Annotated in this window: 20 protein-coding genes and 1 pseudogene; 8 read left to right on the top strand and 13 right to left on the bottom strand. The window is 35.8% G+C overall.

Going from position 1 to position 20,360, the window contains the following annotated elements; all coding sequences use genetic code 11:
• Positions 1–93: 93 nt before the first annotated feature.
• The 3 genes from I6G50_RS02350 to I6G50_RS02340 form a co-directional block, all read right to left on the bottom strand.
• On the bottom strand, positions 94–519 hold the full coding sequence (locus I6G50_RS02350) for a DUF1761 domain-containing protein (RefSeq protein WP_197909044.1): 426 nt from the start codon (positions 517–519) through the stop codon (positions 94–96).
• Between the two features lie 147 nt (positions 520–666).
• Entirely contained in the window at positions 667–1,020 is a 354-nt protein-coding gene (locus I6G50_RS02345) for a YxeA family protein (RefSeq protein WP_003135692.1), read from the bottom strand.
• Positions 1,021–1,375: 355 nt separating this feature from the next.
• Positions 1,376–1,717, bottom strand: a complete 342-nt coding sequence (locus I6G50_RS02340) for a YxeA family protein (RefSeq protein WP_232252368.1) — start codon at positions 1,715–1,717, stop codon at positions 1,376–1,378.
• 264 nt (positions 1,718–1,981) lie between these two features.
• On the opposite strand from I6G50_RS02340, the gene I6G50_RS02335 reads away from it, so the two are divergent.
• The 3 genes from I6G50_RS02335 (at position 1,982) to I6G50_RS02325 (ending at position 5,045) form a co-directional block, all read left to right on the top strand.
• A complete protein-coding gene (locus tag I6G50_RS02335) occupies positions 1,982–3,433 on the top strand; it encodes a Y-family DNA polymerase (protein WP_197909043.1) in 1,452 nt (483 codons plus the stop codon).
• Positions 3,423–3,614 carry a hypothetical protein gene (locus tag I6G50_RS02330; RefSeq protein ID WP_003135354.1) on the top strand — a complete coding sequence of 64 codons (192 nt, stop codon included), beginning with the start codon at positions 3,423–3,425 and terminating at the stop codon, positions 3,612–3,614. Before I6G50_RS02335 ends, I6G50_RS02330 begins: the two co-directional genes overlap by 11 nt.
• An 807-nt stretch (positions 3,615–4,421) precedes the next feature.
• The gene (locus I6G50_RS02325) at positions 4,422–5,045 is read left to right on the top strand and encodes a potassium channel family protein (RefSeq protein WP_197909042.1); all 624 of its coding nucleotides are present in this window, start codon (positions 4,422–4,424) and stop codon (positions 5,043–5,045) included.
• Between the two features lie 467 nt (positions 5,046–5,512).
• Here the strand turns inward: I6G50_RS02325 and I6G50_RS02320 are convergent, their stop codons facing one another.
• Together I6G50_RS02320 and I6G50_RS10475 are read right to left on the bottom strand one after the other, a co-directional pair.
• Positions 5,513–6,034 carry a hypothetical protein gene (locus tag I6G50_RS02320; protein ID WP_197909041.1) on the bottom strand — a complete coding sequence of 174 codons (522 nt, stop codon included), beginning with the start codon at positions 6,032–6,034 and terminating at the stop codon, positions 5,513–5,515.
• 951 nt (positions 6,035–6,985) lie between these two features.
• Complete coding sequence (locus tag I6G50_RS10475) at positions 6,986–8,257, bottom strand: CHAP domain-containing protein (RefSeq protein ID WP_232252367.1); 1,272 nt, start codon at positions 8,255–8,257, stop codon at positions 6,986–6,988.
• A gap of 516 nt (positions 8,258–8,773) precedes the next feature.
• On the opposite strand from I6G50_RS10475, the gene I6G50_RS02310 reads away from it, so the two are divergent.
• The 3 genes and pseudogenes from I6G50_RS02310 to I6G50_RS10580 form a co-directional block, all read left to right on the top strand.
• Positions 8,774–9,031 (top strand): hypothetical protein, encoded by a 258-nt coding sequence (locus I6G50_RS02310; RefSeq protein WP_197909040.1) that lies wholly within the window; start codon positions 8,774–8,776, stop codon positions 9,029–9,031.
• Positions 9,032–9,198: 167 nt separating this feature from the next.
• The gene (locus I6G50_RS02305; protein WP_197909039.1) at positions 9,199–9,423 is read left to right on the top strand and encodes a hypothetical protein; all 225 of its coding nucleotides are present in this window, start codon (positions 9,199–9,201) and stop codon (positions 9,421–9,423) included.
• Between the two features lie 201 nt (positions 9,424–9,624).
• Positions 9,625–9,693: pseudogene (locus tag I6G50_RS10580) on the top strand (hypothetical protein); the annotation flags it as partial.
• A 483-nt stretch (positions 9,694–10,176) separates the two neighbouring features.
• Here I6G50_RS10580 and gyrB read toward each other — a convergent pair.
• From gyrB to I6G50_RS02280, 4 genes are all read right to left on the bottom strand, one after another.
• On the bottom strand, positions 10,177–12,135 hold the full coding sequence (gene gyrB / locus I6G50_RS02295; RefSeq protein WP_197909038.1) for a DNA topoisomerase (ATP-hydrolyzing) subunit B: 1,959 nt from the start codon (positions 12,133–12,135) through the stop codon (positions 10,177–10,179).
• A 152-nt stretch (positions 12,136–12,287) separates the two neighbouring features.
• Entirely contained in the window at positions 12,288–13,022 is a 735-nt protein-coding gene (locus I6G50_RS02290) for a YwaF family protein (RefSeq protein ID WP_197909037.1), read from the bottom strand.
• Between the two features lie 11 nt (positions 13,023–13,033).
• A complete protein-coding gene (locus tag I6G50_RS02285; protein WP_197909036.1) occupies positions 13,034–13,633 on the bottom strand; it encodes an HAD family hydrolase in 600 nt (199 codons plus the stop codon).
• A 54-nt stretch (positions 13,634–13,687) separates the two neighbouring features.
• Positions 13,688–14,671, bottom strand: coding sequence for a dimethylarginine dimethylaminohydrolase family protein (locus tag I6G50_RS02280; RefSeq protein WP_197909035.1), 984 nt, complete (start codon positions 14,669–14,671; stop codon positions 13,688–13,690).
• A 406-nt stretch (positions 14,672–15,077) separates the two neighbouring features.
• Between I6G50_RS02280 and I6G50_RS02275 the strand changes: the two genes are divergently transcribed.
• Positions 15,078–15,770 carry a YitT family protein gene (locus tag I6G50_RS02275; protein WP_003135698.1) on the top strand — a complete coding sequence of 231 codons (693 nt, stop codon included), beginning with the start codon at positions 15,078–15,080 and terminating at the stop codon, positions 15,768–15,770.
• Between the two features lie 112 nt (positions 15,771–15,882).
• Positions 15,883–16,518, top strand: a complete 636-nt coding sequence (locus tag I6G50_RS02270; protein WP_003135699.1) for a glycoside hydrolase family 73 protein — start codon at positions 15,883–15,885, stop codon at positions 16,516–16,518.
• Between the two features lie 107 nt (positions 16,519–16,625).
• On the opposite strand, the gene I6G50_RS02265 is transcribed toward I6G50_RS02270, so the two are convergent.
• From I6G50_RS02265 to I6G50_RS02250, 4 genes are all read right to left on the bottom strand, one after another.
• The gene (locus I6G50_RS02265) at positions 16,626–17,519 is read right to left on the bottom strand and encodes a DNA/RNA non-specific endonuclease (protein ID WP_197909034.1); all 894 of its coding nucleotides are present in this window, start codon (positions 17,517–17,519) and stop codon (positions 16,626–16,628) included.
• Positions 17,520–17,636: 117 nt separating this feature from the next.
• Positions 17,637–18,449, bottom strand: a complete 813-nt coding sequence (locus tag I6G50_RS02260) for a glycoside hydrolase family 25 protein (RefSeq protein ID WP_197909033.1) — start codon at positions 18,447–18,449, stop codon at positions 17,637–17,639.
• Between the two features lie 70 nt (positions 18,450–18,519).
• The gene (gene hemW / locus I6G50_RS02255; protein ID WP_197909032.1) at positions 18,520–19,644 is read right to left on the bottom strand and encodes a radical SAM family heme chaperone HemW; all 1,125 of its coding nucleotides are present in this window, start codon (positions 19,642–19,644) and stop codon (positions 18,520–18,522) included.
• Positions 19,645–19,684: 40 nt separating this feature from the next.
• Positions 19,685–20,278: a hypothetical protein gene (locus I6G50_RS02250; RefSeq protein WP_197909031.1), complete on the bottom strand. Its 594-nt coding sequence runs from the start codon at positions 20,276–20,278 to the stop codon at positions 19,685–19,687.
• Positions 20,279–20,360 lie beyond the last annotated feature (82 nt).

Below are 20,360 nucleotides of genomic sequence, written 5' to 3'. Positions count from 1 at the left end.
ACCTACACGATGTGGTCATCTTTAAGAGTTCATTTGATCCTTCCTTAGGAGTAAGGAAAAGCTTTTTATATTTTTCTCATCTCTGTATTTGGCTTATCCGAGAAGTCCAATCACTAGACCAATCGCTAAAAGGCCTAATCCACCATTTACAAGATGTAACCCAACGAGTTTCCGTGATTGTCCTGAATATACTGCCATTACAAAAGTAGCTACTCCGTATACTCCTATCCAAAGTAAGAATGCAACTTGAAGTGCAGTCATCATCCAACTGTCGTTATCAAGTTGAGCAAACCAATAAACTACCTGGTAAGCCGCTGAAGAGAGCAATATGCCACCCAAAATTGTGCCACCAAAAGTAAATATCATCTCGCCTGTGGTCATTTTTGTCCCAGACATTTTTTCATCCATACCTGATTCTTTTGCCCAAAACCTTCCCCAAGCATGAATAGGATTATAGAGTAAACTTTCAACTAAGACCCAGGCTACCGTTCCAAGTAAGGTAGCTAATAAATTAAACATTTGTTCTCCTTATATTTTAATAAACCAGAATACTTTCAAAAACAAATATTCTCGATCGATTAACCTAATAGTTAGGTATGAATATTATAACAAAAAATCCCTCACTTAAAGTAAGGAATACAATGATAGTAACCAGCGAGCTTATTTTTACTCCAACTGCTCCAAGGGTTGTCTTGGGATTTCGTCTCTGCTGCGTTCTACCCAGCTGGTAACTTTTTTCTTTTTATTAGAAAATGCTTCTAAATAGGTGTTCGGGATTAATTTGTAAAAAGTTTTCAACTCTAACTCTTGACTCTCCCCCTTTTCGTTATAACCTTTCAACAAGTAAGTATATTGAGTCGTTTTTCTCCCTTTATGCTTGACTTCTTTCTCGGTAGGTTCGCAATCTTCACTGATGAAGACATAATAATTAGCTCCTTGATAGTTTGAAATATACCAAGAATAACCACTCCCACCAATAAACAAAATCACCGCAGCAAACACCAGAAGCACTTTTTTCATATTTTCAACCCTTCACACTTATTTTAAAATAGTAAGTAATATTATAACATGAATATACTCCTTTATTTACTAAAGTGAAATATTTTTTATAAAAAAATCCATAAAAGAAGATTTGTATGGAAGAAAGTGAGGAAATTTATCTTCTTCAGGACGCATATAGCGATAAAAAAGTAAAAATATAACAAATGTATTCTAAAGGGGACCCCATTCGACTCGTTTGGAAATGAGAGAAATAGCTACGTGCGAATCCATGTACGATTAAATGGCTTAGGTGAGAGTTTTCTCGATATTGGCAAAATGGTACGTATACGATTTTTAAAAATAAAAAAACCGATTAATTGATCGTGTGGTTTTTTTATTTTTCTTCAATTTTACCAAGAGCTTTTTCAGGAATATCTTTTTTATAAACTTCTTCCCAATTCATCACACCTTTTTTCTTATTATTCAATACTTTCAAATAAGCATCATGTCTCAAGTTACGTGAATCACTCAATTTAATTTTTTGAGATTGTCCTCCTTTATCATATCCATTTAATGAATAGTTATATCTTTTGATATTTCTTCCATCATCTGATTTTACTTTTTCTAACTTTCCATCTTCTTGAATTTTCACATAAACTATTTTGCCACCGTATTCAGAACTATACCATGTATAAGCCCCACCAACTATTACAAGTAGAGCAGCTAACCCCAACAATATTTTTTCATTTTCCGATTTCCTATTTTTAATTTATAAAGATAATTATACTCTCTTTTTGAGCACTTTAACTTACACTTTTGTAATAATAAAACTCCCCTAACCATTATAGCTAGGGATAATATTATTTTTCTCCATGTAAAAGAATATTAGTATTTAAAAAACTAAAACAATTAAATTTTATTGAATAATCCAATTTTTATTCTTGTTTTTAAGCTTATTTTGATATATAATATTGATTAATTCAATATTTAGGGGTTTAACATGCTTATCGATTATACTTATGAACCTCGGAGGGCTATTTTCTTTGAAGACGTAAAATCAAATTACGCTTCTATTGAATGTGTTCAACGAGGGTTACATCCATTAACCACTTCTTTATGTGTGATGAGCCGCTCTGATCATTCTTATGGTCTTATATTAGCATCGAGTCCCAAGTTTAAAGAGGTCTTTGGTAAGTCAAACGTGAGCCGAGCGGCCGATTTACCATTTTTAATTGAATCTCGAAAGTTTAACTATAGACGATGGTACGCGAAGCACACAGATATCCATGGACAGCATACTGAACCTTCAGTTGAGTATATAGCATTTATAGAGAGCTGGGCAAAACGAACACATATTGTTCCCCCGCAAATGGCTCTCTATATAGAAAAAAATCTCTATATGCAGACAATATTGTCAGGCTATACTTCATATGAAGAAATACATTCTTATTCTATAGATGAATCCTTCTTAGATGTTACAGAATCTCTTAACTTCTTCTATCCAAATATAAAAGATAAATATATACAAATGGACTGCCTTGCCCAAAAACTGCAACGCGAGGTTTTAGAACGTATGGGCTTATATGTCACTATAGGTATGGGGGATAATCCACTTCTTGCTAAACTTGCGATGGATAACTACGCAAAGCACAGTAAAAACATGAGAGCACTTATTCGTTATGAAGATGTTCCAGAAAAAGTTTGGACTTTACCTAAAATGACTGACTTTTGGGGGATTGGAAGACGTACAGAAAAGAATTTAAATAAGCTGGGAATCTATTCCATTAAAGAACTAGCTAATGCGGACCCAGACCTCATCAAAAGAGAGTTGGGTATTGTTGGATTGCAACAATTCTTTCATGCAAATGGCGTTGATGAAACCAACGTGCGAGAGAAGCATACTAAGAAATCCGAAAGCTATAGTAATAGCCAAATACTCCCCAGAGACTACGAAATGCAAGAAGAAATAGAACTTGTTATTAAAGAAATGGCTGAACATCTTGCCATTAGACTTAGAAAAGGAAGAAAGCTTGCAGGAGGTTTGGCATTATTTGTGAGTCCTTCCTATAAAACTCATATTTCAGCCATTAAAACTTCATGTAAAATTGATCCCACACAGAATACTTCAGAAATTCAAGGTGAGTTTTTACGCTTATTTAGAGAAAGATACCAAGGCGGGGCAATTAGAGAAATTGGGGTGAGTGGCTTTAACTTATCCAATGAATCAATAAAGCAACTCAACCTTTTTGAAACCATGCTTTCTGATGCGCCTAAAATATTACAAATCAAAAAACAGGAAGCCTTGCAAGATGCGGTCGATGCTATTCGTGAAAAATTTGATTTTACATCTATACAAAAAGCAAGCGCCCTCTCCTCGGGTTCAAGAGTATTAGAAAGAAACAAAATGATTGGGGGCCATGCGGCCGCAGGAGGTATAAAAAATGACAGTTGATCGTTCTTATAGTCCATATGAATCTATTCGTACATATTATGATAGAGGTATGATGAAGTGGGGAGCATTTGCGACAGGAGAGTTAACAGAGGCACAAAAACACTTTGCAGAAGAACAAATGATTGAAGATTCAATAGATAGAAGGTACCGTGAGTCTTATGATGAGGAATGGGAAGAGTAAAAAGGACTTGATATTCTTTTTTGCATAGTATATTTTTCTAACCAGGCTGATATTATAACTCCTTCATCAACGGTAACTTTTTTCAAAGTTGTAACTTTTCCGTCATTCATTTGAAATATTCTTTTCCCCACCGGCTGCCGGTGGCTTTTCTTTTTTTACATACGACACCGTCAAAACCACTATTATAGGCAGAGAGTGCTTGCATATCTACAAGGTTCTCAATATTTTATTCGTAGGAGATGAAATTTCCATACGCTATACTTGCAACCCTACCTTTATGACCTGTGGGATAATCAAATCTTTATCTGAGTAATTGCTCCATATTCCCACTCATGCAAAAGTTAATGTTTTGATTGAAATATCTGATTCTCCATGCTACATATTAACAACTGTTCGCCTTTTTTCAAGTGAAATTTTTATCATTTTTTGCTTCTCACAAGTAATTGTGAAATTTTTCATACGTTATCATTGACGCACTATATAAAATTACGTACAATGAAAGCATAGTTAAAGAGCCCAGAAAACACTTTCTAAAAGCTGCTTAGCGGTGGTGCTCATTTAGTATTTATTTAGGTTTTCTTTAAATATTTGTTGAATTTTTCACCGTGTGATGTTATTGAGCACATAAATTCCTATCCATTTCTTGATACAGATACTTCACCATACGATAATTACGACAAGGCAGTAGAATTTTCCATGATAATTTTAAAATTAAATGAGGAATGCAAACACTCCGTAAAAAGAGCATTAAGGCTCGTGCCACTGGAAATACAAAAAGACAACTTTTTCTTTTTGGAGGTTATTTAAATGATTAGAAAATTACACAAACTCTACAATAATGATTTTTACACTTTATTTATCGTCTTAATTGCTGTTGTTTCACTTTTTGCTCCCATTTCAAATAGGTTAGATCTTTTAATAAATGGTTTGTTCGTTGTGGATTTAATCATTTCTACCTTAATCTTCACAAAGTCATCATCACAAAAAAATATTCCAAACTATTTAAAGCACCATGCAGCTGATATTTTATCATGTATTCCAATCCAATTTTTAAGTATTTTTAAAACTTTTAGATTATTGCGTTTGGTAAGAGTTTCACGTTTGTTCAAATTAACACGTACAATGAAAGTCTCTAATGATATATCATTTTCAAATTTATTTAAAATAGAAACTTTTAAAGAATTATTAGTTTATTTTTCTATTTATCTTCTAGCAAATGTGTATATTTTTAGAGAAATTGAGCATGTTTCTGATTTGGATGCTATCTACTGGGTTATTGTTACTATTACCACAGTAGGGTACGGTGACATATCACCGAGCCATCCTTTAACTAAGATAATGGCTATCTTTCTTATAATGTTAGGAGTAGCTACCACAAGTTACATCAATGGCGCTATCATATCGACAATAATAAAACAGCACCTAAAATAAAAAGTACACTCATGTGTGGCAAGCCAAAACGGATTTAAATTAAATGTGGGTAGAAGAACTAGATACTGGTAAATATAAAATTATTGAGCAATACACAGAACCATATACTGTGAAATCTAAAAACACCTAAGAAGTAAACAAAACCCTTGCAAACACAAGGGTTTTTTATTTATTAATCGTCAATAGTTTAATGTTCCTTTTATATAGTAGATTATCATGGAAAAAACTATCTTACTTTTTATAAGTCAGTGCTTTAGCTTCTTTATCAAATATAAAAATGGATAAAAAAATACAGTTTTCTATAAATTTGTCCCTTCTTTGCTCCCTAAAATAAAAATCCCCATCGAAGAGGGGATTTTCCTATAAAAATAGATTTTATTGTAGCATAGTACTATTCTATCTAGTTGATATAACACAACAGTTAAAACAAAACCACTACTACATCAGCCCCAAAAATTTTTGGAAGTTTACCCCTCTGCTATAACTATTTTTAAAGCCTTTTCAATAATCTCCGTTTCCTTAGGGTTTTCAATTTGTAAACGAGTTGCTTCTCCTACTGCTGCACTATCAGCCGTTTGTACAGACTGTTTTATCTTAGGATCATTAATAGAATTTATATAAGCCTTCTGTTTTTCTTTAGCATTCCGAATTAATGTTTTATAATGCTTTAGTTTATTTACTTTTTCTTTGCTTGGTGTATCTTCTGTGGTTGACTTCTGCTCACTGTTACTAGAGTTTTGTTTATTTGATTCATCTTCTTTTAAACTATTATCATTTATAATAGTACTACTAGAGGATGAGGATTTTGCTTCAGGAGTGCTACTTTCTTTACTAAGCTCCGATGAAGTAACTTTATTAGAATTTACTTCTTTACTTGCTTCCGAAGTTTTTGATCCAGACTTTAACTCATTTTCTTGTTTGTTTGACGAACAAGCTACAAGTGAAAATAAAGCTAAAGCCATTATTGATAATAGTGTTATTTTTTTCATAAATTACTCCCCTCTTATTTTATTACAAAATCAAATAAATTGAAACTGGTAATTGTTCCTCACATTCAAATTTTTTAATAACAAAAAAATACCACACTGGCAAGGTGTGGCTAGATAGATAAATGTGATCTGAAATATTTTTGCCACATTAAATATAGCATAGGTCGCTAGACCTCTTGTTAACTTTTGTTAACTAGAAAATTCCTATAAAAGTAAAGACTTTTCTACTTGACATTTTTTAAAGAAAAAGGCAAAACAGTTGCCTAAGGGCTATGATGTTAAATGATTACCTTTTTACGAAAAAAAAGATAACAATAGTGAAGCCATGACCACCGATAACTCTTTGATTTTAGTTTAGAAAATTGCTGTGTAAGAAACGCTGGACGAATAATTAGATAAACAGAGCCTTTTATGCAATATTTACGGACGTTTAGGTTTAATTGATAGAATAAAAAACACCCCTCACCATATTGATTAGAAGTGTTTTACTTTTATTTCTTCAAATAATCCATACTGATGTAGCGTTTGTCACTACTGTAAGATTTATATGTTCCCCAGCTTCTTCCTTCATTTGCAAATACCTCTTAAATAATTACGCTTTGCCCCAGGCTGTAAGAAGCAACCACTTTACCCGTCTTGGTTGATGGATAATCACGTACATTAAGTGCCGATGCAGTAACTTTATAAGTGCCTGCATCTTCTCCACTGGGAGACGATGTGCTGGCATCAGGAATACGTAAGATTGCATAAGGTGTCAGATAAGCACGAGTGCGGCATTCTACACCTTTGGCACTGGCTGTTTGAACTGAGCTGTCATAGTTTTGCTCATAGGTACAAAAAAAGCCGTCTTTTATGACAACTTTTTAGCATTAAGTACTCCCTGTAAGTACCTGATATAACTAATCAAGGAATCGAACCTTGACTACGAGACCAGCTTTAGTTACTTATTATTTATTTAATGATTTTATCTTGAGGAAACTCCGCATACAGCTCGGTGCTGTACATCTGATCTACTGGAAGATTAAACTTACAAAAATCATTTTGGTAGTTTTTAAGAAAACGTTGGCTTCTAATCCATTTACATTGTACGCCATTTGATACGTACCAGTTTTTTGTGTCAATTGTCATAATTAAATACATTTCAATTTCTCCTTTATTTGGTGTTGGTTTAGTTGAGGATAATTCCCCCCCCATTTGTTTAATTACGTCGATACATCCTTGTATCGGATTTCCATAATCCTGGACTCCATTTACACTTCCAGATAAGCCAGCAGGATACCAAATTGCCCACGCTGCTGCTGCCGTGGATTGAGCATATCCTACTCCAATAGTACCCAAAGGCCAACTGTTAAAATCAGATTGTCCCTTGTTTCTCACACTTTGCGGAACCATTCCTACTGTTCCTCCGCCAGGATCATCCCAAGCAATACCATGTGATTTATTATTACAGCTATTTATAATATCTTTTGCTGTTAATGAAGCATCTGTGAGATAGTCTCCTCTTACAACTGTGTGGTTTAACCATCCCCAGCTAGAATTATACCCTTCCTGAATTTCATAAGCCGCAAACCAGGCATAACTCATCCCCGCGGAAGAAACAGTATTTAAAACTGCTTTAATTTTTCCTTTATCATTGCCGCACCAAACTCCGAAGCGATTAGTACGCGGATCATTATAGATAAAATTTACAACTTGATCTATACTTAATCCAAAATTAGCATTGACTTTGGAAGTTAGAAAGGCATTTAGGTCATCAGTTCCTCCTGATGAATTGCCTTTTTTACGAACAATACCATCAAATCCACTATAGACAGACCATGAATTTTGACCTGGCATTTTTTGAACTACTTTTATGTCTGCATAGTTTTGTTCAAATGTTGTAATATTATTGTTGTAAGTATTAGCTACAATACCCGTATGACCTGTTGATTTCCCTGTTGTGGCGGGAGAAAGGAAGAATATATCTCCTTCCATCACTTGAGAAAACGAAGGGTTGTCAATTTTTTCAAAACCTATCGCACCCCAATTTGTCGTCGTGTATACGTTCCATGCAGTATCAGCAACTGTCCCAGGTGGCAACTCCCCTCCTCCTGACTCCCCTGCCCATTGGTATTTACCGCCAGTCATACGAAGCATGTAGTCACTAGTCAATGCACCACATTCTCCACTACCAACCGTGTGTCCTACTAAGGGATCATAAATTTTTTCAACTTCTGTTGTCATATCTCCTTCTTTCTCATAGGTTATTTATGTTTCCTTATACTCGCAAGTGTTCTCGTCAGCACACTTACATTTCCTAAATAAATATACAGCTGTGATTCCATTAGGAATGACTTCAAGTTGGAATCGAACCAACGACTTTTTATCATCTTACCAATTTTGAAGTCATTAGATAATAGATAGATATTCGTTTATTATCATAATTTCATTATACCCTCCAATTTTTAATTGGTTTAGGCATAAAAAAAGCTTAATCAATTTGATTAAACTTCTTAATATTTATGAAACAATTTCAGTACTTTTTATTCGGCGGAACATGTTATTTGTGTTTTACCGAGTTGTCCATATTACCATTATCGCATCAAAATCTAAGCTAAAAATTAAAAAAATTGTAAGTCGTACAAACATTTTAACTGAAATTTATTTTGGGAAAAAACCGTTTCCATGATAAACTATGAGGGTAAATGAGTACTTTATGTAAAGACATTATTTTTCTCATTTATAAACAAGGAGAAATTTATGAAAACAACTGTAAGAAAGCGTATGGAAATATCTGATTTTCTAATTTTAGGATTAATTACAACTTCACTTATTATACAACTTAATACTGTATCTGCTGATGCAGTTACTTTAGATGACAAAGATACAAAAATTGATTTTGGCGGTGGTGGTCAAGTAAGAGTTCCACTCAGTATTTATGTCAAAGATATAGAGATTAATATTGGTGAAGCCTTTACCCCCTATGACATGATTATTGATGTAGTTGTTTCAATGTAGATCCTAGTAATCCAAATTTTGATCCTAATAATCCTGGATTTATACCTAACCCTACTGCAATAGAAGGGGTAGATTATACTCTTATTACTGATGGTTCCTTTGATATAATCCAAGAAGGTAGTTATGAGATTACATTTTTATTAACTACACTTTTTCCTGATGGCACAGTGAGTAATACCCCATATATTGCAAAGGCCACTCTTCACGTTCTACTTGCATTAATAACTCCTGAAGATCCAATCGATGCCCCAGGTAATGAAGATACGCCAGAAACTCCGGATGAAGAACCAGCTCCTCTTCCTAACCCAGATAATGGGAACGAAGACAAAGTGGAAACACCAGTTCAAGAACCAGATAATACTCCAGCTCCTGAAGTTGAGGTGAAGCCATAACAAAAACCAAATCCGGTCCTCCCCCCTTCAGTTCCTAATGAAAAAATGAGGATGCTAATACTCCGATAGAATTAAACAACAATTCAAAAAAATCTCCTCTTTCAGATGAAACAAAAAATATACCTACTAATAACTTACTAACTACACCTATAGGAAGATGAAACTAGTACAACCGAAAAGCTTCCAGAAACTGGGGAAGCAGATGCTCCACTTTTAAGTATTTCAGGCCTTATTATATTGTTTATTGGTTTATGGAAGATTAAGAGATAATATATAAAACCCTCTATTATTAAAATACGAGGGTTTCATAGTTTACCAAATAATATAGGGAAAAATCCTTTCTTTCAATTCATCTATCCTTCTAAAGTATAGTAGAGCGGTCTGCGCAAAGCTCTGTTGCTACTCCCAACCAAGTTCATCTTCTGAAAGCTACCGTTAGGGATTCAATCTTTTAATCGTATACTCAAAAAGGCAGAAAAAAAAATAATATAAATAAGTCACTCTCTAGCCCTATATTTCGTCACTCTCACGTTACACTTCTTGGAGAGTTAAATCTCCCCCTCTGAAATCTATAATGGAACGTGTAGGACATTCTAATACTAATACAATATTCAAGATTTACAATCATGTCACGAAAAAAACTCATGCAGAAGTTATTGAAGTTCTTAATAATATTTGATTCCTTGCCCCCTTTTCTCTAACATAAGAAAAAAGACACAACAAAACCCTTGCAAACACAAGGGTTTTATTTTATTAAACGTCAATAGTTGAATACTGTGCATTCGCTTCAATAAACTCACGGCGTGGTTCTACACGATCACCCATCAGCATATCAAAAATTTTATCTGCTTCTGCTGCATCTTCTACAGAAACACGCGCCATCAAGCGGGCCTCAGGATCCATAGTGGTCTCCCAAAGTTGATGATCATCCATTTCTCCTAAACCTTTGTAACGCTGTACAGTTGGTTTGGCACGGCCTTGTGACCATTTTTCAAGAGCAAGTTTAAGTTCACGCTCTTGGTTTTCGCCTGGTTGGATGTACTCTTTTGTTTCTGATCCAACTTTAATCCCATAAATTGGTGGTTGTGCAATGTACACATAGCCTGCTTCAACAACGGGACGCATATAGCGGTAGAAGAGTGTCAGCAAGAGGGTACGAATGTGCGCACCGTCGACATCGGCATCGGTCATGATAACAAGCTTGTGGTAGCGCGCTTTCGATAAATCATAATCCGCACCGAAACCTGTACCCATCGCTGTAAACAATGAACGAATTTCTTCATTTGCTAAGATTTTATCCATTGTGGCTTTCTCGACATTCAAGATTTTACCACGAATTGGTAAGATGGCTTGGAATTCACGGTTACGCCCTGATTTAGCAGAACCACCAGCTGAATCCCCTTCGACGATGAAGAGTTCAGTTTGCTTCGGATCATTAGATGAACAGTCCGCCAGTTTGCCCGGTAAGTTAGAAATCTCTAAGCCTGATTTTTTACGTGTGACCTCACGCGCACGCTTCGCAGCGATACGCGCTTTGCTAGCTAGAATACCTTTTTCTACGATTTTCTTAGCTACCTGAGGATTTTCGAGCATAAAGGTTTGCAAAGCCTCAGAGAAAAGTTTGTTGACGATACCTGTCACTTCACTATTTCCCAGTTTTGTTTTTGTTTGACCTTCAAATTGTGGGTTCGGGTGTTTAACTGAAATTACTGCAGTCAATCCCTCACGCACATCATCCCCTGTGAGATTTTCTTCATTATCTTTAAGAAGTTTCTGTGCTTTCGCATAGTTATTAATAGCACGGGTTAGGGCTGTACGGAAGCCTTGTTCGTGCGTTCCACCTTCATGTGTATTAATATTATTTGCAAAAGACATGATAGTGGAGTGGTAAGTACCTGTATATTGCATAGCAACTTCTACAGTAATACCATCTAACTCCCCTTCAGTATAGATAGGTGTGTCAAAAATGACCTCTTTGTTTTCATTGATAAATGAAACATAAGATTGAATCCCACCTTCATAGTGGAACATGGCATGATTTTCTTCTTGCCCTTCACGTTTGTCAGTGATAGAGATACGTAGTCCACGATTCAAAAAGGCCAACTCACGCACACGTGTGACTAATTTTTCATAGTCAAAAACTTGTGTTTCAGTGAAAATCGTTGGATCTGGCGTAAAGTGCACCATTGTTCCACGGATATCTGATTCACCAATGATTGCTAAATCTTCTCCGACAACACCACGATGATATTCTTGATAATATTTTTGACCATCTTTATGGACTGTTACATCCAACTGTGTTGACAAGGCGTTAACAACTGAAGATCCGACACCATGCAGTCCCCCAGAAACTTTGTATCCGCCTCCGCCGAATTTTCCTCCAGCATGAAGTATAGTAAAGACAGTTTCCACGGCTGGACGTCCTGTTTTTTCTTGAATATCAACAGGAATACCACGCCCATCATCAATAACTGTAATGGAGTTATCAGGCTCAATAAAAACTTCAATATGGCTCGCAAAACCAGCAAGAGCTTCGTCGATTGAGTTATCAACAATCTCCCACACGAGGTGATGTAATCCTTCTTTTGAAGTTGAACCGATATACATCCCTGGACGCATACGGACAGCTTCCAGTCCTTCTAAAACTTGAATCTGACTGGCATCATATTCTTCTACCAATTTTTCAATTTGTTCCTTATTTTCTTCGTTCAAAATAATCTCATTTCTTTGAAATACTTACTTATAATTATAGCACAATCTACCTTTTTTTACTATATAGTGAGATATATAAAAGTTTATATAATTGTAGGATAATAAGTAAAAAAAGCAACCATAAGTTACTTTTTGTTTTCTGTTATTTTCACTCAATTCATTCGCATTCTCGGGGTTTTACGGCCCACCCATGGCAGATAAATAATTGTCCAAAAGATCAACACAATCAAAATCATACCCAAAATGTAGTAAGATCCAAATAGATTATACAATGGTTCAAGGGGACTTCCGGGAACAGGTGTTCTCAAGAAGAAAAAGTTTTGATTCCATATTTGGTTAAGGAAGGCAGAGATCGGTACGACAATCAGTAGAAAGGCTGCTGAACGCCAAAGTTCTCGCCAGTTTGGAATAAAATCACCAGCGATTAATCGCATTAAGACATAAGATACTAGTAGACAATGAATCATGAAGCTTTGCCAAACAAAAACGTTAACAAAACTATTCGTTACCCAGTTTGGAGTTAAAAGTGCAAATAATGCCCCAGGTAAAGTTAAGCTGTACAATACTTCTCTGCTGCTTTTATTTGAGTGGACCGCATCATAGAAAACTATAAAAATTCCGAGACCACAGAGTTGAAAGGGAAGGTCAGCATATTCAAATTGGTTTGTCACCACTAAGATAATGTCTCTGATAATTTCAAGCAACACAGTAAAGGTAGCAACAGACAATCGGAGTACTTTTCGCTTCTTCTCATCTCCTCTGACATAAAGACGAATCAATACAAAGCTAATAAGAGCTAGCACGGCCAAGGCAAAAAGATGATGGGCACTAAATAGGCCAAATCCTGGTCCTATTGCTTTTTCATTAGAAATAAGAAAGGTATTCATTATAGTTCAAATTACTCCATAAGATCTGATAATTTTTTGATGTTTTGTGTCGCGTTCGGGTATTCTTGATGGCTGTCAAAGAAAATTGTATGGACTCCAGCAGCTCTTCCCGCTTCAATATCTAAAGGTCGGTCACCAATCATAACTGTTTTTTGGGGATTTAAGTTATATTTTTGTAATAGATAATTGATTGAATCGGGAGCAGGCTTGCGTGGAAATCCATTATCTGCTGTGACTACTTCCGTAAAATACTGGTCAATATGTGCTGTCCGTAATATATCAAGCACTTGCTTGTCTCGATGAGAAATCATAAAGTTTTTACGCCCTTGATGCTTGATATTTTTTAAAAGGGGCTCAGCCCCCTCGAAGAGTATCGGCTTTTCTAATAGCTCTGCTTCTAGTTTTTTATAAGTAGACAAAAATTGGGGGATATGGCCAGCATATTGTTCCACCGCATGTGCTGTTGACACTTTAAGTGCAGCATAAACATCGTCGTGTAAGACTACCTTTTCTTCCTCTTGCCAAAGAGCGGCAGCAAAAGCATGGCTGGAACTTTCATAATTGTTCAGTAAAGTTCCACCCAAATCCCAGATGTAGTTTTCGTAGTTCATTTGATAATTATATCACAGCTTAAGGCTGTCTTTCTGTTTTAAACTTAAGGATTGTTATTTTCTAAGTAAGGGTTGGGTACTGCATCTGAAGGAACCGCCCAAGCTTCGAGATATCTTGAAGTCAAGATATTCTGTTTTGATCCCTCTAGCCTCGAGCGCTCCTCCAATACTCTTAAATTCTTTATCTAAGATATAAACTTCCTCATTTATTGGCAGTCCATTAATTGCTAGTTTTGCAATATCTTCAAAAGGAACATCTATCCTGTCCCATGCTTTAAGAGCTTCTGGTAAACCAGTGAGCAAGGCTTCCTCACAGACAATCATGAGGCCCTCTCTCACCAAGCTAAGGGCACAATCTAAGTGGAGCACATCTGGATGGAGCTTCACCTCTACAACCTCGTAATCCCAGTGTGCCAGATAAGCCTTAAGCCACAAATAACCATTGTGATTACTAGCTTTTCCTGAATTACCAACAAATACAGTTTTATTTAGAATTAAGATATCGCCACCTTCAAGAAAAGGTCCATTTTCATCATTTTCTCCTAAAGAAGTATCTGCAACAGGAAGAGAAACATACAAGGCCTCACTATTATATCCTTGTGTGGTGAGTAATTCCCTTACGGGTAAAACCTCATGTCTACGATGAAAGAAACGCATAGATCCTTCAATAAGAGAATCACCAATCGTAAAGAAAGGATCACGCACAAAAAAGTTTGAAGCACCATAAATTTTGCCATTTTCTTTTTCATAGTCCGTCAAAAGTCGAGGTCGTGAAACCTCTACACCATATTTTTCCAAGAGGGCTTGAAGATTACGACGCTCTTCTTCCCATTGTTTCTGTCTCTCAGGGAAAACTTCTGCATAATTTTTACCGCTTGTATCTTGATTGTTAAACATGTCCAATACATCATCCTCTAAAAACGAGCCGTCATCATTGGTATGTTCTTCATTGGGCAAAATAAATTCTGATTGAGCTAAAACAACACGTTTTAAAGGTGCAAATTCACTCTCAACATATACCATTTCTTTATTATTCATCTTCCCTCCTCTAGCAGCATTTTCTATTTTTGGTTAATTCTTACATTATATCACTTTTGGTTTATTAAAAAAGCCTTCACAGGAGTGAAAGCTTTGGAAGTTACAAAAAAGAGTATGATTTGGAATAAGTTTATTATACAAACCACTTCTTAAGTTAGACTAAAATAGAAAAGACTATGGAATAATTTCTTCATTATTTTATAGAATTGTCTGAATTTGTAGTTATTTACTATAAAATCGTAGCTATTTTCTCATATTACAAGGTCTGCTTAAGTTTTAAATGTAATAATATTAGTTACAACACTAAAACATAAGGAACTTGTATCGAATCATAACAAAGATATGAAATTATTTTATTCAAAGATTCACAGGAACCTTAATAATGACGATCTGTTAAGGAGAATATATGACACTTTTAGGCGTAAAAATTGATAAGCATTTTATGCGTGATTTAATGATATTACTTATCGGAGTGGGGCTTTATGTCCTCTCTGTTCAACTTTTTGTAATTCCAAACCGTTTGGCCAGTAATGGCGTAGCTGGATTTTCAGTATTGATGGATTTTGTTTTTGGCGTGAATCCTGCCTTAACTTTCTTTCTTGTTAACGTTCCACTCTTTGCTTTTGGACGTAAGTATCTCTCTTCACGAGAACTCTTGCTGAGCATCCCAGGTGCTGCAGCTATGAGCGTTTGGATGATTATTTTCGAAAGCATCGGAATCTCTGGCATACAATTTTCAAATATTATCTTTGCTGGTATTTTTGATGGTATCTTATCTGGTACAGCTGCTGGCTTAGTTATTATATCCGAAGGAACTTTTGGAGGGACTTTGCTTCTAGGACGTATCTTAGAAGAAAAATGGAGTTTCAAAGTTGATAAGGTCTTGTTTGGCGGAGATGTTATCGTACTTTCCCTCTCACTTCTGACCTACCTTACGCTTCCGAACTTTGCGGTGACGCTTCTGTCTTGTTACCTCTTCAGCAAGGTGACATTGATTGTAGGAAGAGCTGACTATCGTCAAAAACTTCTTCAACGTCTTTCTACACTTCGTGTTCCTCAGTTTGGGGCGCAAATTATCAAAGAAAGAAACAGAAAATAAATAATAAAAAACTTCAGTTACTGGGAGTTTTTTTATTATTTCAAACTTTGATAGATTACAAATCCTTTGCATCTTTGCCCACAGATTATTACTTTTTTGTTATACTAGTTGCATGACATATGTTAAAAATCGCCGAAAAACTTCTATGATTCGTAATATCTTTCGTTTCATTGTGCAACTTTTGATTCTTTTATTTGTTGCAGCGAATCTCTTGAATTTCAGAAGTATCCATACCAGTGATAATCGTAATGCTACCGAACTTGCTACCCAAGTGGAAACTATTACAGAATACAACTTTATTCGAACAATAGCCCCTTATGCTCAAGAATCACAAAGAAAATATAATGTTCTTTCTTCATTGACACTCGCTCAAGCAGCTTTGGAAAGTAATTTTGGCCAAAGTGGTTTAGCAGCTAAGTATTATAATATTTTTGGAATAAAAGCTTACGGAGATGTTCCAACCGTTACTCTCGAAACAAAAGAATTTGAAAATAATAAGTGGATTACAATTCAAGCAAAATTCCGTGTATATGACAGCTGGAAAGAGTCTGTAGAAGGACATGCTTATCTTTTTACTAAAGGAACGACTTGGAATCCTAAACAATACGCCAGCGTCCTTGCTGCCCAAAATTACAAAGAGGCTGCTCAAGCTGTCCAAACCTCAGGTTATGCTACTGATCCAGCTTATACTGAAAAGCTTATCCAGATGATAGAAAGTTATGGCTTAGACCAGTACGACAAAATATAACACACTTAACAATAAAAACAAAAAACGTAGAGAGAAAGCTTATCCCTCTGCGTTTTTTGTTTCCCATTTGCATAATAAAAAAAGGAAAGTTCTTCCTCTTTTATAATTTATTGCATCATAGTGCCCTTGCCCGTAGCATAATTAATTTGTATTCCAGGCTGTACATTAGGAATAAAAACATTAAATTCTAAGCTGCCATCCTTTGATTTAGCTTCCATATGTGTGCCAGAAGGTACTAAATCATCATCTTCATACAGGGGTTCGACACGATAACGCACTGTTTTATTCTTATCAAGTGCTTTACGTACCAGTCCTTCATAGTAGTTTTGACCCGTGTTCTCATCATTTCCATTGCTTGATTGATTGGCCCAAGCTGTTTGGGTACTGATATTTTGAGGATTTGCTTCAGAAGCATCAAAGCCTTTAATATTTCCAGCCAAAGCATAGCCGATTGAATGCCCACGATTATAGAGAGTACTGTATGAGCCTTCTGGAATCATCAACTGCTGCCAACCTACGGGATTAATTTTTGCTGAATTTGATTTTCCATTTGAACCTGTCGTTTCCGAACGATTTTTATACTGACGGCTGCTCTTATTGAGCAGAGCATTTGCTACTCTCGGACGACCTAAGCTGTCTTGCTGGGCCAGTTGTACATAAGGAGCGCTGTTAACCTTTGCATTAAGATCAGTTTTATTATCGTTTACGATAAATGCCCCTGTACCATTATAAGTAATAGATTCTTTTAAATTCTTTTTAATTGACGGAGTCAAAACAGATTGAGCTAAAGACTGTGTTGGAACTTTGTCTTTAATACTCCCAAAGTCAACTTTGCTAAAGCTTTTAAGTTGCTGACTTTGTGCAGGTGTGTTCTGAGAATAAGAACCTGTAACTGTAGATAAAATCTCGGGATTTGCTTTAAGTATTCCTAATCCAAGGACCACGATTGTACCAAGGATACCAGCACTGGCTTTGATTCTTGTTTGTTTTTTCTTTGGCATTTCTTCTCCTGCTCTTGTCTTATTTCTTATGTATCATTATTTGCGCTTTGTACCTCAAAAATTTCATAAAGAAAAGAGACTCTCGTCTGCATTTTCTTCCACGGTATATTTTATTCTTTATTGAGGATTTCTAAAAATTTTATCGTATTGCTCTTGGGTGCGAATCATATTTAAATCCAAGTGTCCTCCGTAACTAGTAAGTTGGCCACGGTCTGTAAACTGATGCATATCATAGGGAAGCGTCGTTTTAGGGGAAGTATCCCACATCCCAGTGTTTCTGCCATAATCCGCCATCCAAATGGAAGTAAAGTTGCTCGTATCAATTTGATGGTCATTCAAAAACCAATCCTGAGCATATATACCTATATTTTTTACACCCAAGCTTTCAAGCTCTGTTCGAAAAGCCTCTACACCTTTACTCATATCGTCCATGCTCACTTCTTCAATGTCCAGCCAATAATAAGTTGGTTTAAAAGTATGTGCTCGCTCATAAAAAGAACGCGCTTGTTCTTTCATTTCCTCAACACTTTTACCATTAACATACGCATACACAGCTACAGGCACACCACGTTTTTTTAGTTCTGTAATGTGTGTTTTAAACTGACGGTCTTCGCCACTCTTGAGGGCTGCTGCATTGTCTTTGCTTGATTTTCCTGTCTGGACACGGACAATCGCTCCGATAATTTCTTGACTCATCATGTTATAGTCAATATCTTCAGGTCGCTGCCAAGCTGATATGTCTACCGCAAACTTATTTAAATCCACAGCATTATTTTCTAATGATTTATTTACAACTACTGTTTCTTGTTTTTCTTCCTTTGTTTCTGCCATGTTTGGCACTTGGTAACGCAGACTTCCAAAAACAAAAACCAAAGCAGTAAAAATTCCAGCCACAATAACTGTTGCTAGCGGGGTAAGTTTCTTTCTCATATTACTTTTTCCAATTTTCATTCACACTATTGTAACATAGATTTCATGGATATCTTTCTGAAATGCACACTTAATTTAGTAAAAAGCGTTCAAATACTTCATTTCCTAATTCAAAACCTTTTTCAGTCATCTGAATACGTCCGTCAGCTTCAAATAAGAGTTGTTGTTTTGCCAAATCTGGAATCACTCTTCCATAGACTTCTTCTAAGCTTTGACCAAATTTTTTCTGAAATCTCTCTATGGAAACTCCTGATTTCTTACGCAAACCAAGGAACATTTCTTCTTCAATCATTTCTTTTCGTGTCAATACTTCTTCATTTATACGTTTATTTTTTTCACGCAAATAGTGGTGAACAGGGCCATGATTTTTATAACGAATCCCATCTAAATAGCCCGACGCTCCTGCTCCAATACCATAGTATTCCGCATTATCCCAGTAAGTCAAGTTATGTTTGCTCTCGTAACCTTTTTTCCCAAAATTAGAAACTTCATAATGAATATAGCCATGAGAGGTAAGAGTGTCAATAATATACTCATACATATCTGCATTGCGATCATCAGAGGGCAAACGTAAACGTCCCCGGCGTTGACGATTCATAAACACCGTATGATCTTCTAAAATCAAGCTATACAAGGCAACGTGAGGAAGATTCAAGTCCAATAGTTTTTTTACGTCACTCTCAACCATCTCCATTGTCTGGTTAGGCAAGCCATAAATCAAATCAATAGTAATATTCTCAAAACCAGCTTTTCTCAAGCGTTCTATGGATGTGTAAACTTGAGCTTCTGTATGTGTTCGCCCAATTCTTTTTAATAATTTATCATCAAAAGATTGCACACCCAGCGAAATACGACTAACGGGTGAATTCGCTAAAACGGCAATAACCTCGTCTGTCAAATCCGAGGGATTAGCCTCTACCGTAAATTCTTCAAGTTTATCTAAATCAAGATTTTTAGTAAGATGGGTCAATAACTTTTCAAGCTGGTCAGCCGGTAAAACACTGGGTGTACCTCCACCAATGTAAAGTGTTTTTAAAGAACGAATCTGATAACTGTCATATTCTTTGAGCAACTCATCAATGTAAGCTTCAACAGGCTGTCCTGTCATCAACACTTTAGCAAAATCACAGTAATAACAAATATGGGAGCAAAAGGGGATATGTATATAGGCTGCTTCTGGTTTATTTTTATTCACTCTTTTTCCTCTTTACTGTCTAATTTATTATTTTTTTATACTAAGTTCTAGTGATTTTACTTATTGTTTTTTTATTTCGTATGGCTAATATTATTGTCATTACGATATTAAGCAAGACAAGGTAAACGGGAAAAGCCAAGTGCGCAAAATTCCAAGTGTTTATTGCTATAAAAGCAACTCCCGTTGTAAATATACCCGCAGCAAATGGCCTTATACTCTCTGTTTCTGGATATCTCCATGCCTTGATGAGTGTTGGCAAAGCAGCTAAGGCGTCGCTTACTATCGCTAAAAAGATAGCTAAGTCAGGATTTTTTGTGATATACCAAATTAATAAAGTCGTCAAAGAAAGTAAAGCACATGAGACATCAAACCTTGTAATTCTCCAGAAAGATTTTTTATTGATAAATGAAGCTCCAAACACCAGTAATGGTGTAAAACCTGCCATAAAAACGGGGATTTGTCCATAACTGAAGCCTGAGGAGGAAAGTGTAGCAAAAAAGGCAATCATGGGCGCGAGTCCCCAAAGGAACCACGTCACTTTATTAGGCAGCACCCACCCTTTAATCGTTGCTTTCACATAGCCTAAAGCAAAGTATAGGGTTACTGCAGCACTGAAAATTAACACGTACTCCATTTACTTCTTCTTTCTTCTCGTTTTAAAAACTCACATCATTCTATTGTAACAAAAAACAAGCGTAAATTTTATCATTTGATAC

This window comes from Lactococcus garvieae (assembly GCF_016027715.1).
GTDB lineage: Bacteria > Bacillota > Bacilli > Lactobacillales > Streptococcaceae > Lactococcus > Lactococcus garvieae_A.
The sequence above is the reverse complement of the archived record's forward strand: the minus strand, read 5'-3'. Positions and strand labels throughout refer to the sequence as shown.

Bases quoted from the DNA above. Each gene is read 5' to 3' on its own strand.
- I6G50_RS02350 (WP_197909044.1), bottom strand. From the start codon at position 519: ATGTTTAATTTATTAGCTACCTTACTTGGAACGGTAGCCTGGGTCTTA.
- I6G50_RS02345 (WP_003135692.1), bottom strand. From the start codon at position 1,020: ATGAAAAAAGTGCTTCTGGTGTTTGCTGCGGTGATTTTGTTTATTGGT.
- I6G50_RS02335 (WP_197909043.1), top strand. From the start codon at position 1,982: ATGCTTATCGATTATACTTATGAACCTCGGAGGGCTATTTTCTTTGAA.
- I6G50_RS02330 (WP_003135354.1), top strand. From the start codon at position 3,423: ATGACAGTTGATCGTTCTTATAGTCCATATGAATCTATTCGTACATAT.
- I6G50_RS02325 (WP_197909042.1), top strand. From the start codon at position 4,422: ATGATTAGAAAATTACACAAACTCTACAATAATGATTTTTACACTTTA.
- I6G50_RS02320 (WP_197909041.1), bottom strand. From the start codon at position 6,034: ATGAAAAAAATAACACTATTATCAATAATGGCTTTAGCTTTATTTTCA.
- I6G50_RS10475 (WP_232252367.1), bottom strand. From the start codon at position 8,257: ATGACAACAGAAGTTGAAAAAATTTATGATCCCTTAGTAGGACACACG.
- I6G50_RS02310 (WP_197909040.1), top strand. From the start codon at position 8,774: ATGAAAACAACTGTAAGAAAGCGTATGGAAATATCTGATTTTCTAATT.
- I6G50_RS02290 (WP_197909037.1), bottom strand. From the start codon at position 13,022: ATGAATACCTTTCTTATTTCTAATGAAAAAGCAATAGGACCAGGATTT.
- I6G50_RS02285 (WP_197909036.1), bottom strand. From the start codon at position 13,633: ATGAACTACGAAAACTACATCTGGGATTTGGGTGGAACTTTACTGAAC.
- I6G50_RS02280 (WP_197909035.1), bottom strand. From the start codon at position 14,671: ATGAATAATAAAGAAATGGTATATGTTGAGAGTGAATTTGCACCTTTA.
- I6G50_RS02275 (WP_003135698.1), top strand. From the start codon at position 15,078: ATGACACTTTTAGGCGTAAAAATTGATAAGCATTTTATGCGTGATTTA.
- I6G50_RS02270 (WP_003135699.1), top strand. From the start codon at position 15,883: ATGACATATGTTAAAAATCGCCGAAAAACTTCTATGATTCGTAATATC.
- I6G50_RS02265 (WP_197909034.1), bottom strand. From the start codon at position 17,519: ATGCCAAAGAAAAAACAAACAAGAATCAAAGCCAGTGCTGGTATCCTT.
- I6G50_RS02260 (WP_197909033.1), bottom strand. From the start codon at position 18,449: ATGAGAAAGAAACTTACCCCGCTAGCAACAGTTATTGTGGCTGGAATT.
- I6G50_RS02250 (WP_197909031.1), bottom strand. From the start codon at position 20,278: ATGGAGTACGTGTTAATTTTCAGTGCTGCAGTAACCCTATACTTTGCT.